This window comes from Prosthecobacter debontii, assembly GCF_900167535.1.
GTDB lineage: Bacteria > Verrucomicrobiota > Verrucomicrobiia > Verrucomicrobiales > Verrucomicrobiaceae > Prosthecobacter > Prosthecobacter debontii.
Map to the genome: position 1 here is coordinate 363682 of NZ_FUYE01000005.1, position 15195 is coordinate 378876.

Below are 15195 nucleotides of genomic sequence, written 5' to 3' on the forward strand. Positions count from 1 at the left end.
ATCGATCATTCGAAGGCCCCAGAAGCCCAAGTGATGCGGCCACTCCTGGCCGCAATCGAAGGCCAAGAGACCCCCTTCACGCGCTCCACGCCGAAGGCCTCCAAGACTCTTTCCTTAGAGACGTTTCCTCAACCGACACCTCGCTCGGACTTCAACGCCCATGCGGGCAGGAGTGCCCGCATCACTTTTCGGCAGGCACGCAGGGGATTTGACCCCTCTAACATCACCGCCAAGCGACATCTCAACCTAACCAACAACGTATCTTCAACGATGCACGATGACATCTGCTGCCGTGAAGCGCACCTTCGGCAGCACCGCGTAGCGATCATCTTCGTGGCGGTACCCTGCCGGGCACAACACCGCAGCCGTCAAACCCTGGGCGGAAAGCCCCAACACTTCATCGAACTTCTCGGGCACAAATCCCTCCATCGGACAGGTATCGATGCCGAGCATGGCGGCGGCGAGCATGAACTGACCGAGGGCGATGTAGGCCTGTAACTTCGCCCACTGTTGCAACTCGCCCTTAGCCTCCAGGCCCTCACGAAATCCAGCGACCATTTTACGGAATCCCATCAGCGCGTCAGCTGTCCCTCCACGCACTTCCGTCATGCGCAGGATGTTAGCATCAATGTGAGCTTCCGACATCGCGGTAGGCACGGCCATCACAACCAAGTGCGAGGCATCTGCGACCTGCCTCTGCCGCCAAGCGTGAGGCACAAGTTGCTCCCGCAATTCAGGGTCCTGAATGACGAGGAACTTCCAAGGCTGCATGCCGAAACTGGAAGGCGTGAGCACCAGAGATTCCTCCAAGGCAGCCCAAGTCTCCGCAGGGATCTTTTTGGAGGGGTCAAAAACCTTGCACGCATAGCGCCAATTCAAAGCCGAGATCAGATCAGAGGGAGTGGTCATGGATAATATCAGGTCAATCCTATGTCAGAGGTCAATGGAGCAATCCATTGAGCCGTTCAAGCCTTCGGCGAATGCGCTTGGGGATCAAGCTGCTGATAGACGCCGAAGTCATGGTAAAAGAAGCGTTTCGCCAGCTTATACATCCAGTGCTTTTCAGGGATCTCCTCCTCTTCACGCCATTGGCTGGTGCGCGGTTTCATGGCTTCGACTTCAGCGAGGGCGGTCTGGCGAATGGTGGTGTCTTTGGCACCATGTTTGAGGGCCAACTCCTTCACCAGATCTGGCCGCTCCAGAACGATGCAGCCACGGGTATGTTTGGCGGCTGTTTCGCGGAAGTCTTTGAGGAAACCGGAGCCTGTGAAGACGTCGTAGATGTCACGATCTGTGCGCACGTTTTCCGTAGCGAATTGGATGATCGGACAAGGCTCCAGCCCACCTGTCGGCCCGATGTGGTGGCTGATGCCTGTGGCCATCGGGCACAGGGCCTTGCCTTGATGATCGTAATAGGCATCCACAATCGCGATCGGCATCTCGGCACGCATGCTTGTGACGAAGCGGCGCACCTCCGTGATCTGCTCCGGTGTCAGAGCGAGCTGTTCGTTGATCTTCGGCCCCACGGGACGGTAGGTATGATACCACGTGTAGTGCACGCCCATATCAATGAGCTTCTGGAGCCACTCACGGGTCAGCAGATCGTTGATATTCGTCTGGCAGAGGCTGGTAGCCACGCCCGTCATGAGCTTGGCATCCAGGCAGTTTTGCAGGCCGCGCAGGGTGCGATTCAGCACATCTTTATTCCCTCGGCGTTGGTCGCTGACCGTACTGTTCCCTTCCACGCTGACGAGCGGGGTGGCATTGCCGATTTTACGCAGGGCCTCGGCGGTCTTGGCGGTGATGAGCTGCCCATTGGTGAAGACCTGGAAATAACAATCCGGGTGCATGGCCAGCAGGTCCAGCAGCTCGGGATGCATGAAGGGCTCTCCACCCAACAATCCAAAGAAGGCATTCCCATGCCGCTTGGCATCGTTCACGATCTTATTCAACTCATCGAGATTGATGGCCTCTCTCGGTTTATCCACATCCACCCAGCAGCCTTGGCAGCGGAGGTTGCAGGAATTGAGGATGGAAATGTAGAGGAAGGGCGGGAAATACACGCCTTGCTCCATGCGTTTTTTGAAGAGCAACACGGAGCGAGCCCCCTTATAGCCAAAATTCCAGGCGATCTTGGCCAGACAGCCAGGATCCACCGTGCGCAGCATGCGAGAGGTCAGAGAAAAAATCATGAGATAGCTTACTTACGAGCGGACCAAGAAAGGGCAGAGCCAGAAAGAAGAACGAAAGGAACGTGGCGGGAGCCTCCAGAATCTCACGCATCTGTGCAAAACAAAAGGCAGCCTTTTTCAGACTGCCTTTTGTTTTCTAAAGATTCATCGAACCAGTCGAGTCCACTCGACCTCAGCGGCTGCCGGGCATCATGGAGCCATACTTGGCGTTACCTTCCCACTTCGGCGGACGGTTCCATGGCAGGCTGCTGTCACCCACGGTGGGAGGCGGCACGCGCTCGCGACGTTTACGGTGACCATCGTCAGAAGCACAGGAGATGAGGACCTGAGCGGTCAAAAGGGCAAGGAGGGTCTGGAGAAGGAGACGGGGGGACATAACGCTCATTCTACGCTCGTTTTAGGCTTACTGATACAGATTTTCCAGGATCACGCGATCACCAGGAGCGATCTGCATGCCCGAACCCAGGGTGTCAGGGAGGATATTAGCGATAGTGCGCTCACCCTGCACGGAGACGATGCTCAGCTTACCCACCGTCTGCGTGCCACGGACAACGAGGAGCTTGGTGGCCTCGGTGATGCCTTTGCTCTGACCAGCATTCACGATGACAAAACCCCAATCTGGATTTACCGCCACGACTTGGGCCATCAGACTGTTGCGGTCGAAGGACTTCTTGCGGTCTTCGATCTTACGCACCAGATCATCCAAACCCTTGCGGGCATCAGCCACTTTACCCTCTTCGGATTCCACCTCTTTTTTCTTGGCTTCCGTTTCAGCCTGAGATTCCGCGATGGTCTTCTTGATGTTGTTGATGTCTTCGACCAGCGTCTCAGGCTTCACACCTTTGGGCAGCTTGTCGAGTTTGACCTTCAGCTCGGCCAGCTTCTTGTTGCGATCATCCAGCTCTTCCTGAGCGCGTTTGGCGTCGTTGTCAGCCTGAGCGATTTTCAGCTTCTGGGATTTGATCTTCTCGTTTTCGATATCGACTTCTTGTTTGACAGCGTCGGCATCGTTGGCGGTTTTGGTCACTTGAGCGACGATGGCATTCGCCGCGTTCAACTCGCTTTGCACCTTGACGTTGGTCGCCGTGACGGAATCACGAATCTGCGCGAAGGAACGCCCGTTCTGATAAGCGAAGAACGTAGCCACGAGCATCACCACGGCGCTGAGGATGAAAAGAACTTTGGTCATTGGGAAACAGGAAAGAAATTAAGAGTCGGGTAGATCTGAAAGCTCAACAGATCTCAGTTGGAACCGAAGGGATCGGAAGTCATCGAGGCACCACCGGCAGGCGCTGGAGCTGGCGCGGGAGCCGAGCCGAAAGGATCTTCAGTCATCGGGGCACCACCCGCAGGGGCGGCTGGAGCGCCAAACGGATCACTCATGCCACCCGCAGGAGCGGCTGGCGCTGCGGGAGCACCGAAGGGATCGGAAGTCATGGGGGCTGGAGCAGGAGTTCCACCGAAAGGATCGCTCATGCCACCTGCAGGGGCACCGGGGGCAGTTGCATCAGGAGTCGTCGCTGGAGCGGAGGAGGTGGAGGAAGTTTTCTTCTCATCTTCCACGCTCTGTTTGGCGGCAGCGACGACAAGGTCGCCGGAGCGGATGGCATTGCCTTCTTCCAGGGAGCCTGGAACGAGATCAGCGATGGAGCCGAATTGCTCCACATTACGCACCTTCAGCTTGGCGATCACCTGCTGGCCACGCTTCACTTCCAGGTCGGCATTGGCAAACACGCCTTGGGAGTTACCCTTGTTCAGAATGGCGAAGTCCCACTCGGGGAAATACTGGGCCACACGGGCGGTGAAGTCTGGAGCCACGATACCGCGACGGCCCAGAGCTTCAGCTTCGCGTAGCTTGGTGATTTGAGTGTTCACGTATTCGAGCTGCTCCTTAGCAGCGGCCACGCGCTGGTTTTGATTGGCCACAGAACCTTGAGCATCGAGCTGATCTTTTTTCAGTTTTTCGATCTGAGCCACGAGGTTCTCGATATCGCCAGCATCTTCGATCTGCTTTTCCACCGAGGTCACCTGGGCGGTCACCTGATCCAGATTGCCTTTGATCACTGCCAGAGAGGCTTCTTTTTCCTGGGCTTCAGCAGCAAATTTCACCACTTCTTCCTTGGAGGCATCCAGTTCCTTTTGGGTCGTTGCCAGGAGCTCCTGCTTGTCTTTAAGAGCAGCTTCGCCATCGACTTTGCGCTCTTGAGCAGCCTTCATGTTTGCATTGGCCGCAGCGAAACGGGTGCGCTCATGTTCAAGCGCAGCCTGATTCGACCACGCGAAGTAGGCGGCTCCTGCGAGGCAGGCTGCTGAGATGGCTGAGAGGATCTTCCAGAGCATGATTTTGAAGGTGGGAAATATGAATTAAGCACCGTCTTCTACCGAATCCGCGCTTTTTCGACAACACCATTTTTCATAAGCCCTCATTTCGCATGATTTTTATCTTCGATAGAATGGTTTTGCCGCTTGAGGTCTTGGCATCTGTGATTTAAGCAGACCATGTCAGGGGCCGTGGATGTCCAGCTTGTGAACCCCGCCAGGTCCTGACGGAAGCAACGGCAGCATGCCTGTCCATGCTGCGGCTCCCTGACACTTACACTTTCTCTGCTCCACGATTTGAGCGGAAGGTTGCGAGACGCGGCGGACTCGCCACAATAAGCGGCTCACACGCTCATGTCCAAGTCCTCTGCTCCTTCCTCCCCAGGCATCTGTTACCTTGTTGGTGCCGGTCCCGGCGATCCTGGTTTGCTGACTCTGAAGGGTAAGGAGTGCATTGAAGCCGCAGACGTGCTGGTGTATGATTATCTGTGCAATCCCGAGTTGCTTCGCCATGCCAAGCCTGGCACGGAAAAAATCTATGTGGGTAAAAAGGCCAAGGACCACACCCTGACTCAGGACAAGATCAATGAACTGATCGTGAAACTCACCCGCGAGGGCAAGGTGGTCACTCGACTGAAAGGTGGTGATCCCGTTCTGTTTGGCCGGGGTGCCGAGGAAGCCACAGAGCTCGCTGAGGCAGGTGTCGCCTTTGAGATCGTTCCAGGCATCACCAGTGCCATTGCCGGCCCCGCCTATGCGGGCATTCCGGTCACACATCGGGATCACTGCAGCCAGCTTACCATTTTCACCGGCCACGAAGACCCCACGAAAGAGGAAACCAGCCTCGATTACGCCAAGCTAGCCAAGGCCGATGGCACTAAGGTGTTTCTCATGGGCGTGGAGCGCATGGGGGAAATCACCGGGAAATTCATCGAAAATGGTGCCAGTCCTGACACCCCGATGGCTCTCGTGCGCTGGGCTACGCATGGCCGTCAGCAGACACTCATCGCCACGCTGGGCACCATGGCCGAGCGGGTCAAAGAGACTGGCTTTAAAGCTCCCGCTGTGGCCGTGGTCGGAGATGTGGTGACTGAACGCAAAAACATCAACTGGTTTGAAAGTCGCCCCTTGTTTGGCAAACGCATCGTCGTCACCCGCACTCGCCAACAGGTAGGCGGACTGAGCAAACAACTGCGTCAACTCGGAGCCGACGTGATTGAGTTGCCCACCATCCGCATTGAGGAACCCCAGAACCTCATGGCCTTCGGGGAACTGGTGCAGGATTGCCACAATTACGAATGGATCGTCTTCACCAGTCCCAACGGCGTCGATGCATTCTTCAAGATGTTTTACAAGCTTTACAAAGACATCCGCAGCATCGGTGGCGCACGCATCGCCGTCATCGGACCCGGCACTGCGGAAAAGGTGAAGGAGCAGCATCTAGCTGTGGATATGATGCCGGAGAAAAACTTCGTCGCCGAAGGACTGGTGGCAGCCCTGAAGGATTATCAAAGCCTGGAAAACGTCAGTGTTCTGTGGGTGCGCGGTGAAGAGACCCGTGAGGTGATCGCCAATGAATTGACCGGCCTGGGCGCGATTGTGGATGAAGCCATCGCTTACCGCACGGTGCCTGAAAAGGATGATAACCTGGAAGCCATCGCCCGACTGGTGAATGAAGGGGCGGACCTCATCACCTTCACCAGCGCCAGCACGGTGGATTGTTTCATGGATCTGAAAGTGGCTCTACCCGAAGGCATCCAGATTGCCAGCATCGGTCCTATCACTTCCGATGCCGTCCGTAAGCACGGCCTGAAAGTGGATCTCGAAGCCGAAACCAGCACCATTCCGGGGCTCGTGGAAGCAGTGCAGAAGGCGCTGGCGTAAGCCGTAACCTCGGGAGGGGATGTGCCTAGGCTGTCACTCATTCCGTTAGGCCTGTGTGCCCGCTCCGGCGGGTTGCGACCTGCGACCTATCGAGCCGCACTGGCATCCATCATGGCCGTGATTTCAGACCTCTGCCGGGCGTTGAGATTCTCGGCTCCCAACTCCAGCAGCAGAGAGGCACATTTGCGAGCCGGCGCTAAATTGGGCGAATCGGGTGCCAGGCAGAGCCGCAGGGTCTCATAGAGCTCCTGAGTGCTCAGCACGCGGGCGCTGGCTCTGGACACGGCGTCCTGCACGGCGGGGTCAGTCGGTGGGTCCAGCATCAGCCAGCGTAGCAAGGCCCGATACTGCCGAGTGCCCGCTGCGGCCATGGTGTTCTGCCCCTGCACCAGAGGGACGGACTCACGCAGGGTGGCCATTTTCACCAGCTTGTGCAGCCGTGTGATTTCGGGCATTTGAGCAGCGATTTTTTCCGCCGCCTTCGTCCGGGACTCCCTTACATCCGGCACTGGCAGGGGGCTGACGGACCGTGAGGCCGGATCGGATGAGGTTGAGGGCGAGGCTGTAAGAACTGAACTGGCAGAGGACCTTGCTTCGGTAACAGGCACTTCCTCTCGATTGACTTGATAAAAAGAGAGGGGAGGTTCCGCTTTATCCTCGGCGATGATCAACTCCGCAGGCTCCCTGCCCAACCACCCAATCGCGAGGATGGTGAAGACGATGCCGCTACCGAATTTCAGCCATTCTCTTGGGCTCCGCTTTGTCGACGCAGGTTTGATGTCATGGCTCTGCCGCTGCATCAGCCACATCTCCCACCAGCAGACGGGGATGACGGCTTTGAACACGGGTAAAAGATCTCCCGCTTTCTCCAACACTGGCATGAGACGCTCCAGCGCATCCAAGGACTCGGGGGTGGTCCAGTCCCAGGCTTCATTTGGCTCACGCAGCCTGCGGTTCCATAGCCGCTGATCTTCAGGCAAGGCATCGGCTAAAAGCTGACCCACACGCACCCACAGCGTCGATTCTCGTAATAAGGCCTGATCAGTCGAATCACTGAGCAGAGGAAGGGAGGCTTTCAACCACGTCGGGGCCTGGGCGGGGCATTTGATGCCAAGCAAGCCTGCGAGGGCGGCCATCGTCTGGCCCGCCACATGGGACAGAACCGGCGGATCAGCCGCCATGAGGGCATTGGCCAGATGAGTGAGCTTCGTCAGATCCCCCTCACGGGTCCACTGCGTGATCAGGGCCTGGGTTAGGATGTCACACTGCTGGCGAAGCTCGGCGACGAGGTAGGAAGGCTGCACCAGATTCGCCAGCCATAGATCTGTATCATTAAAAACTTCGAGCAAGGCTTTTGCGCCTGACCGCGCGGACTCAGGCGAGACGAAGGCCTGCTCGCAGAATCGCCTAATTTCTTCATCGGCAGCCACTTTCTCCATCTCAGCATCGGGAATCTTGTTGCTCCAAACGACCTTCTCCGGCCGACCCACCTGAATGGGAGGGGGATCGGAAGTATCAATGTAAAGTGGCAGGCTACAATCCATTTTCTTAGATATCATTTCAAACCATAAATATCAGAAGAGCAAGCACGAACCTTGCCCACATGCCCAAGAGGGCGTATTTTGCCTGATGCTCTCCTGGCTGCACAGCGAACACTTTCCTCTCTATCTCGCCCCCATGGCCGGTGTCACCGACGTGACTTTCCGGGGTATCTGCAAGGAGTTGGGCGCGGATGTGCTCGTGACTGAGTTTGTCAGTGCCGAAGGTATCCTCCAAAGGGATGACCGCACCCGGCATTACACCGACTTTGACGATGGCCAGCGCCCGCTCGGTGTGCAGCTCTTTGGCGCCGATGGCGTGCGCATGGGCGAGGCGGCGCGTAAGATCATCGATTGGAAGCAGCCCGACTTCATCGACATCAACTTTGGCTGCCCCGTGAATAAAGTGGTGTCGAAAAACGGCGGCTCCTCCTTGCTAAAAAACTGCCCTCTCCTAGCCAGTGTGGCCCGTGAAGTGGCTAAGGCAGTGCCCATCCCGGTAACGGCGAAGATGCGCATCGGCTGGGATGCTCAGAACATCAACGCCGTGGAGGTGGCCCGTATTCTGGAGGACTGCGGCATTCAGGCCATCACCGTGCATGGCCGCACTCGTGCGCAGGGTTATACCGGTCTGGCGGACTGGGAAGTCATTGGTCAGGTGGCGGATGCAGTCAAGATACCCGTGATCGGGAACGGCGATGTAGCCAGCGGTCTGGATGTCGAGGTGCGTCGGGCACAGACCAATGTTCGCGGCATCATGATTGGTCGGGCCGCCATGGCCAATCCCTGGGTCTTTCAAGAAGCTCGCCACTACCTCACCACAGGGCAGCATGCCACCCCAGCCACGGTGGAGCAGCGCTTCGCCCTCATGCGCCGTCATTGTGAGCTGGCGATCTCCCGCAGCAAGCGTGGGGGGGAGTTTGAGGTGATCCGCTCCATGCGCTCTCGCCTCATGAGTTACACCCGCAGCATCCCGGGCGGGAAATACCTGCGCGGCCGCTTCGGCCAAATCGCCAGCCTCATGGAGATGGATGATATCCTGGCGGACTACCAGACGCATCAGCAGCGAGGCTTGGTTTCCCAGGAATCCGATGCGGATGATGTGGTCACTGAGGCCAACTGAGGCGAAGGCATTCCTAATGCCGGGCGAGGCGTAAAAGGCGAAGCTTTAGTTTCATGCCTTGAGCAGAAACTTGGGACAGGCGTTTGCCGGGCGTAAGCCTTCTCGTCTCTTAAAATTCTGTGTAGGCCATGGATTGCCAAATCCGACACAGTTTTTGCTGATGCATTTTTGATGAGGCTTCGTTTCGCAGGAGTGATTGGCCTGTCTCCATCCGTATTGCCCATCAGACCGTCCAATACCGCAACCTGTGTTCTCCTGATGAGATCTCTGTGCATTTATGTTTTATTGGCTAGTCCCGCACTGGCAGGGGTAGACTTTGCCCATCAGGTGGTGCCGTTGTTGCGCAAGCATTGTGCCGAGTGCCATGCAGGGGAGAAGAAAAAGGGAGGCTTCTCCATGAATGATCGAGAAGCTCTTCTAGCCGGGGGCGAAAACGGAGCGGTGGTGGATCTGGAAAAGCCTCAGGCCAGCGCGCTTTTGCGGGCGGTCGAGACCCAGGATGAAGATCTTCGCATGCCACCCAAAGGGCCGGGGCTTGACCGTGAAGAAGTGGCCATTTTAAAACAGTGGGTTGCGGAAGGACTTCCATGGGAAGCGGGCTTTGCCTTCAAAAAACCGGCTTATGAACCTCCTCTGAAGCCACGCAAGGTCATGCTGCCTCCAGCTCAGGAAGGTACGGAAAACCCGGTGGACCGACTGGTGCAGGCTTACTGGCACCAACACGAGGTTCCACGCCCCGCTTTATTGGATGATGGAGCTTTTCTTCGTCGGGCCAGTTTGGATCTGATTGGTCTGCTGCCGACTCCGGACGAGGTAGGCGATTTTCTAGCTGATACGGCACCGGATAAACGAGAAAAGTTGATCCAGCGTCTCCTCGACAGAGATGTGGATTATGCCGAGCATTGGCTGACCTTTTGGAATGATCTGTTGCGTAATGACTACGGCGGCACGGGTTTCATCACGGGCGGACGTAAACAGATCAGCAAGTGGCTCTATGAGGCTCTGGTGAGTAACAAGAAGTATGACCAGTTTGTGCAAGAGCTGATTGCGCCGCCTACCGATGAGAGCCGCGGATTCATTGATGGCATCAAATGGCGCGGGGAAGTCAGTGCCGGGCAGACGGTGGAGATTCAGTTTGCGCAAAGCCTGGGGCAATCCTTTCTGGGCATCAATCTGAAGTGCGCTTCCTGTCATGACAGCTTCATTGACCGATGGAAGCTGGATGAGGCCTATGGGCTTGCCGCCATCTATGCGGAGAAGCCGCTGGAGATCCACCGCTGCGACAAACCAGTGGGACGGCAGGCCAAGGCGGCTTGGCTCTTCCCTGAACTGGGGCAGGTGGACGCGGCTGCTGACCGCCCTGAGCGTCTCAAACAACTGGCTAGACTCATGACTCATCCAGAGAATGGTCGCTTCACTCGCACGTTGGTGAATCGTTTGTGGCATCGATTGATGGGGCGCGGCATCGTGCATCCTTTGGATGCGATGGAGACTGCTCCCTGGAATGCCGATCTGCTGGATTATCTAGCCCACCATTTTCAAGAGAATGGCTATGATGTGAAGAAGACTCTGGAATTGATCGCCAGCTCGGAGCTTTATCAATCTCAGGCCGAAGCAGTGACGGCGGCGGCTGAAGATGCCCCTTACATCTTCAGAGGTGTGAGACCGAAGAGGCTCACGGCGGAGCAGTTCATGGATGGAGTGTGGCGGCTGACTGGTGCCGCTCCCAACAAGATGGACGCGGCTGTTTTTCGTGGGAAGCCGGACCCTGAATTGGCGCGGAAGGTGAGACTCCAAGGGATGTGGATTTGGGGAGATTCCGCCCTCAATGGGCAAGCTCCTCCGGCAGGAGAAAGGATTCTCCTGCGTAAGATCGTGACATTGGATCAGACCGTGGCTGCCGCTCCCACCATCATGACCTGCGACAACGGCTTCACCCTCTATGTGAATGGTCGTAAGGTCACGGCCAGTGAAAATTGGGAGCAGATCGTGGCGATTCCTCTCCATGACAAACTCGTGGTTGGGCAAAACAACATCGTAGTGGTGGCGTCGAATGCTGGAAAGGGACCCAATCCGGCCGGGCTATATTTTGAGGCAAGGCTGAAGCTGGCCGATGGACAAGAGCAAATCATCCAGAGTGATGAAACCTGGGAGTGGAATCCCAAAGTGCCCGAAGGCAAGGAGGGGCGTCTAGGTGCGGTAGCGCCAAAGGGCTGGAAGCCCGCAGTGCCGGTGAAAGCGGTAGGAAGTTGGCAAAAAGCTCTGCAAGCCCAGGGCCCCGGCTTGCTCTCACAAGGAGCTCGTAGCGGGCATTTGATGGTGCGCGCCAGTTTGCTGAAGAGTGACTTTTTGATGCGTTCACTCGGGCGACCCAATCGAGACCAAATCGTCTCCATGCGGCCCAATGGCATCACGACCTTAGAGGCTCTCGATCTTTCGAATGGGGACTCTTTAACTGCGGCTCTGGCCTCGGGGGCACAAACTTTGACTGAGCGAGACTGGAATGTGCCTGAGGACCTGGTCCGTTGGATCTACCGCCAAGCCTTGTCCCGTGATCCTTCTCCTGAGGAACAGCAGGTGGCGTTGGAAGTCATCGGAACCTCGTTGGAGCCCGCTGCGGTCCAGGACTTGTTGTGGGCTGTCGTCATGCAGCCTGAATTCATGTTTGTGCGTTAACCCTCATCGTCTGGTTTATGAAAACGATATTCGATATCAAGGCTCCCGAATTCATCGTGAGGCGAGATTTTATCAAGCAGCTTGCTGCGGCAGCGACAGCTGCCTGGATGACTGGTGAGCCACGCATGCTGCGGGCCTCGCCCCTGCAGCATCCTCAAGCCAAGGCCGATGCTTGTATCCTGCTTTGGATGGCGGGCGGTATGGCTGCGCCGGAGACTTTCGATCCCAAACGCTACGTGCCTTTTGAAAAAGGGCTGGAGGTGTCGAAGATGCTTAGCACTTTTCCGGCGATTGATACCCCAGTCGATGGTCTAAAAATCTGTCAGGGCTTGGAAAACATCGCGCAGGTGATGGACCGAGCCACGTTAATTCGCAGTGCTGTGCAGCCGGATCTCGGCAGCATCTTGCACAGCCGCCATCAGTATCATTGGCATACGGGTTATGTGCCGCCGCAAACGGTGGCCTGTCCGCATATCGGATCGTGGATGGCCAAGGTCCTCGGCCCGCGCAACTCGGTGATGCCCGCGTTCGTGAACGTTGGCCAAAGGCTGGAGGGAGTCGGAGAGAGTGAGGAGTTGAAGGCCTTCACCACGGCGGGTTTCTTTGGCAGTGAATATGGGCCGATGAACCTTCCCTATCCAGAGGAAGCAGCGGCTTCGGTGAAACCTCCCAAGGGCATGGACGGAGGTCGCTTTAGCAATCGGGATAAGTTGTTTCGCAAGCTTTTGGATCAAGCTCCTGAGCGAGACTTCATGAGTGATTATCAGCAGCAGTCCATGATTCGTAGCATGGATAACGCTTATCGCCTTTTGAGTTCGAAGGAGCGCGAGGCTTTCGATATCAGCTTAGAGCCGAAGGAGAGCTATGCTAACTATGATACCGGTCGTTTTGGGCGTGGATGCCTGCTAGCGCGCCGTTTGGTGGAGGCTGGGGTGCGTTTTGTCGAAGTGACCACGGAATACGTGCCCTTCTTTCAGTGGGATACGCATAAGGATGGTCACACCACCGTGGATGCTTTGCATAAAGAGATCGATCTGCCCATTGCTACGTTAGTGCGTGATCTGGAGGATCGGGGGCTTCTGGAGCGCACCCTGGTCATCGTGGCCAGTGAGTTTAGTCGGGATGCCATTATGGAAGGGAAGCCTGGTTCGAATGCGGGTGATCAGGCCACGTTCAAGGTCGATCGGTTGGAGGAGATGAAGCACTATGGTTTACATCGTCACTTCACCGGAGGCACCAGCGTCGTGATGTTTGGTGGCGGCACGAAGAAAGGTTTTGTGTATGGAGAAACCGCCGATGAGCGACCTCTCATCGCTGTAAAGAATCCGGTCACCGTCATGGACCTCCACGCCACGATCATGACGGCCATGGGGATCAGTCCCAAGACGGAATACACCATTGAAGGTCGCCCCTTTTACGTCACCGAAGACGGTCAAGGAAAGGCCGTTGCTGAACTCTTCGCCTAACGATCAATCGCTTATGAAACAGATTCTCTTTTGTCTTTCTTGGTTCTTTGGCCTGAGCCTAGTGTCGGCGGCTACCGCAGAGAAACCGAATGTCGTTCTGTTCCTCGCAGATGACATGGGCTGGATGGATAGTGGCGTCTATGGCTCCAAGTATTATGAAACGCCGAACATCGACCGTTTTGCCACACGTGGGGTGCGTTTCACTCGAGCCTATGCACAGCCTCTCTGTTCACCGACACGGGCCTCGATTCTCTCGGGCAAACATACCCCTCGACATGGGATTTTGACCGCCAGTGGGCATCGGCCACCTCAACCGCCTGGACATCAATTCATGCCAGAGACGGCAGCGCCGAATCAGCCGATGCTGGTTCCTGAGAGTAAGAACTACCTGGACCTCTCCGAGGTGACTCTCGCAGAGGCTCTTCACGGCGCAGGCTATCGCACCGCGCACATTGGTAAATGGCATCTGGGTCTGATGGCTGAACATCGGCCTGAGAAGCAGGGGTTCGATGTGGCTTTTCATTGTGCGCCGGATCCCGGGCCCCCGGGGGAATACTTTTCACCGTATGGGGTGATTCCTGAGGGGAACCCCAATGCCAAGATCAAGGTGGGCACTATTACGGATGGACCCGAGGGCGAATACATCGTGGATCGTCAGGCCGCAGAAGCGGTGAAGTTCATTCGTGAAAGTAAGGATCAACCCTTTTTCCTAAATCTCTGGTGCTATGGCGTGCATGGTCCATGGGGACATAAAAAAGAATATACAGAGGAGTTTGCCAAAAAGACCGATCCTCGGGGGGTTCAGGGGAATCCCATCATGGCTTCCATGCTGAGAAGCGTGGACGAGTGTTTTGGCAAGATCATGGATGAGCTGGATCAGTTGGGTTTAACAGAAAACACGATTGTCATTTTCTATTCCGATAACGGCGGTAATACACACAGCAATGTTCCTTCCACGGCGAAGACGGAGAAAGCCGAGAAGTTCAAAAGCGAGTTCTTGGCCGATTGGCGCAAATGGGCCGGGGACCGTCCTCCGACGGATAACACGCCGCTGCGTGAAGGGAAAAGCTCTCTGTATGAGGGGGGGACTCGCGTGCCCATGATCTGGTCATGGGGCAAGCGGTTCGCTCCCACGGTGAATGAAGACAGCCTTGTCGGACACATTGATATCTATCCCACCATCCTGGAATTAACGGGCGTGGCTCGACCTCCAGAGCAGAAGCTGGACGGCGTGAGCTTAGCTCCTGTGTTGACGGGGCAGGGTATGCTTGAGCGAACCGCCTTTTTCAATTATTTCCCCTATCGCCCGAATGAGGGAGGGGCCACCGTCTGCCATGGCGATTTTAAGCTGATTCGGTGGTTCGGCGAAGGAGTACCTCGGGAACTGTATAACCTGAAGGAAGATCTCGGAGAAACCAACAACCTCGCGGCTCAGATGCCGGGCAAAGTGGCTGAACTGGAGGCTCTGCTGGAGGGTTATCTCGCTGATACTGGAGCACTGATCCCGAAACCCAACCCGGCTTACACACCGCGAGTCAATGCGAAGATAGCGGCTGATCCCATGCGAGGTCTCGTGCCGAAGGCGAGTAAAGCTACGCTAAAGAAGGGCTATGTGCTTATCGAAGGGCAGGGGAAAAAGCCTTTCTTGGGGCACGCCTCGGTGCAATCCAAGGTGTCGGGTCCCTCGGTGCTGCATTTGCGGGCGCGCAGTGCGGTAGGCGGCCAGGGGCGTCTCCACTGGCGCACCGCCGGACAGGCGACCTATGAAGAAGGCATCCAGTCTGTGGACTATGAATTACCTGCGGGTGAAGCCTGGCAAGACATCAAAGTGAACATCCCTGTGAAAGGTAAATTGGTCGCGTTTCGGCTCTACCTGCCTGCTGAAAAGGAGCCTGTGGAGATTGAATCACTCGCTCTCGAATCCCAAGCCAGCGGACAAGCCACCGCGTCTTGGAACTTCGCCATTCAACCTTAATTTTCTCCCCCCCAGTTTTCCA

Annotated in this window: 11 protein-coding genes and 1 other RNA gene; 6 read left to right on the plus strand and 6 right to left on the minus strand. The window is 56.4% G+C overall.

Annotated elements, in window-relative coordinates; all coding sequences use genetic code 11:
• Positions 1 to 264: 264 nt before the first annotated feature.
• The 5 genes from B5D61_RS10200 to B5D61_RS10220 all read right to left on the minus strand — a co-directional run bounded on the left by B5D61_RS10200 (position 265) and on the right by B5D61_RS10220 (position 4532).
• Positions 265 to 909, minus strand: coding sequence for an NAD(P)H-dependent oxidoreductase (locus tag B5D61_RS10200; RefSeq protein ID WP_078813273.1), 645 nt, complete (start codon positions 907 to 909; stop codon positions 265 to 267).
• Positions 910 to 965: 56 nt separating this feature from the next.
• Entirely contained in the window at positions 966 to 2192 is a 1227-nt protein-coding gene (locus tag B5D61_RS10205) for a radical SAM/SPASM domain-containing protein (protein WP_078813274.1), read from the minus strand.
• Between the two features lie 172 nt (positions 2193 to 2364).
• Positions 2365 to 2568 carry a hypothetical protein gene (locus B5D61_RS10210; RefSeq protein WP_078813275.1) on the minus strand — a complete coding sequence of 68 codons (204 nt, stop codon included), beginning with the start codon at positions 2566 to 2568 and terminating at the stop codon, positions 2365 to 2367.
• A 27-nt stretch (positions 2569 to 2595) separates the two neighbouring features.
• On the minus strand, positions 2596 to 3381 hold the full coding sequence (locus B5D61_RS10215; protein WP_078813276.1) for a hypothetical protein: 786 nt from the start codon (positions 3379 to 3381) through the stop codon (positions 2596 to 2598).
• 53 nt (positions 3382 to 3434) lie between these two features.
• Positions 3435 to 4532: a coiled-coil domain-containing protein gene (locus B5D61_RS10220; RefSeq protein WP_078813277.1), complete on the minus strand. Its 1098-nt coding sequence runs from the start codon at positions 4530 to 4532 to the stop codon at positions 3435 to 3437.
• Positions 4533 to 4692: 160 nt separating this feature from the next.
• Here B5D61_RS10220 and ffs point away from each other — a divergent pair.
• An RNA gene (ffs, locus tag B5D61_RS10225) (signal recognition particle sRNA small type) lies at positions 4693 to 4787 on the plus strand.
• A gap of 78 nt (positions 4788 to 4865) precedes the next feature.
• A complete protein-coding gene (cobA, locus tag B5D61_RS10230; RefSeq protein WP_078813278.1) occupies positions 4866 to 6395 on the plus strand; it encodes a uroporphyrinogen-III C-methyltransferase in 1530 nt (509 codons plus the stop codon).
• Between the two features lie 86 nt (positions 6396 to 6481).
• On the opposite strand, the gene B5D61_RS10235 is transcribed toward cobA, so the two are convergent.
• Positions 6482 to 7939, minus strand: a complete 1458-nt coding sequence (locus B5D61_RS10235; protein ID WP_078813279.1) for a hypothetical protein — start codon at positions 7937 to 7939, stop codon at positions 6482 to 6484.
• 85 nt (positions 7940 to 8024) lie between these two features.
• On the opposite strand from B5D61_RS10235, the gene dusB reads away from it, so the two are divergent.
• From dusB to B5D61_RS10255, 4 genes are all read left to right on the plus strand, one after another.
• Positions 8025 to 9056, plus strand: coding sequence for a tRNA dihydrouridine synthase DusB (gene dusB / locus B5D61_RS10240; RefSeq protein ID WP_078813280.1), 1032 nt, complete (start codon positions 8025 to 8027; stop codon positions 9054 to 9056).
• Between the two features lie 258 nt (positions 9057 to 9314).
• On the plus strand, positions 9315 to 11732 hold the full coding sequence (locus tag B5D61_RS10245) for a DUF1549 domain-containing protein (RefSeq protein WP_217698957.1): 2418 nt from the start codon (positions 9315 to 9317) through the stop codon (positions 11730 to 11732).
• Positions 11733 to 11749: 17 nt separating this feature from the next.
• A complete protein-coding gene (locus B5D61_RS10250; RefSeq protein WP_078813282.1) occupies positions 11750 to 13198 on the plus strand; it encodes a DUF1501 domain-containing protein in 1449 nt (482 codons plus the stop codon).
• A gap of 13 nt (positions 13199 to 13211) precedes the next feature.
• On the plus strand, positions 13212 to 15173 hold the full coding sequence (locus B5D61_RS10255) for a sulfatase (protein WP_078813283.1): 1962 nt from the start codon (positions 13212 to 13214) through the stop codon (positions 15171 to 15173).
• The last annotated feature ends 22 nt before the right edge of the window (positions 15174 to 15195 follow it).

What these genes read in the sequence shown, in the direction of transcription:
- B5D61_RS10200 (WP_078813273.1), bottom strand. Translation starts at nt 909, where the DNA reads ATGACCACTCCCTCTGATCTGATCTCGGCTTTGAATTGGCGCTATGCG.
- B5D61_RS10250 (WP_078813282.1), top strand. Translation starts at nt 11,750, where the DNA reads ATGAAAACGATATTCGATATCAAGGCTCCCGAATTCATCGTGAGGCGA.
- B5D61_RS10235 (WP_078813279.1), bottom strand. Translation starts at nt 7,939, where the DNA reads ATGGATTGTAGCCTGCCACTTTACATTGATACTTCCGATCCCCCTCCC.
- B5D61_RS10210 (WP_078813275.1), bottom strand. Translation starts at nt 2,568, where the DNA reads ATGTCCCCCCGTCTCCTTCTCCAGACCCTCCTTGCCCTTTTGACCGCT.
- dusB (WP_078813280.1), top strand. Translation starts at nt 8,025, where the DNA reads ATGCTCTCCTGGCTGCACAGCGAACACTTTCCTCTCTATCTCGCCCCC.
- B5D61_RS10205 (WP_078813274.1), bottom strand. Translation starts at nt 2,192, where the DNA reads ATGATTTTTTCTCTGACCTCTCGCATGCTGCGCACGGTGGATCCTGGC.
- B5D61_RS10255 (WP_078813283.1), top strand. Translation starts at nt 13,212, where the DNA reads ATGAAACAGATTCTCTTTTGTCTTTCTTGGTTCTTTGGCCTGAGCCTA.
- B5D61_RS10245 (WP_217698957.1), top strand. Translation starts at nt 9,315, where the DNA reads ATGAGATCTCTGTGCATTTATGTTTTATTGGCTAGTCCCGCACTGGCA.
- B5D61_RS10220 (WP_078813277.1), bottom strand. Translation starts at nt 4,532, where the DNA reads ATGCTCTGGAAGATCCTCTCAGCCATCTCAGCAGCCTGCCTCGCAGGA.
- B5D61_RS10215 (WP_078813276.1), bottom strand. Translation starts at nt 3,381, where the DNA reads ATGACCAAAGTTCTTTTCATCCTCAGCGCCGTGGTGATGCTCGTGGCT.
- cobA (WP_078813278.1), top strand. Translation starts at nt 4,866, where the DNA reads ATGTCCAAGTCCTCTGCTCCTTCCTCCCCAGGCATCTGTTACCTTGTT.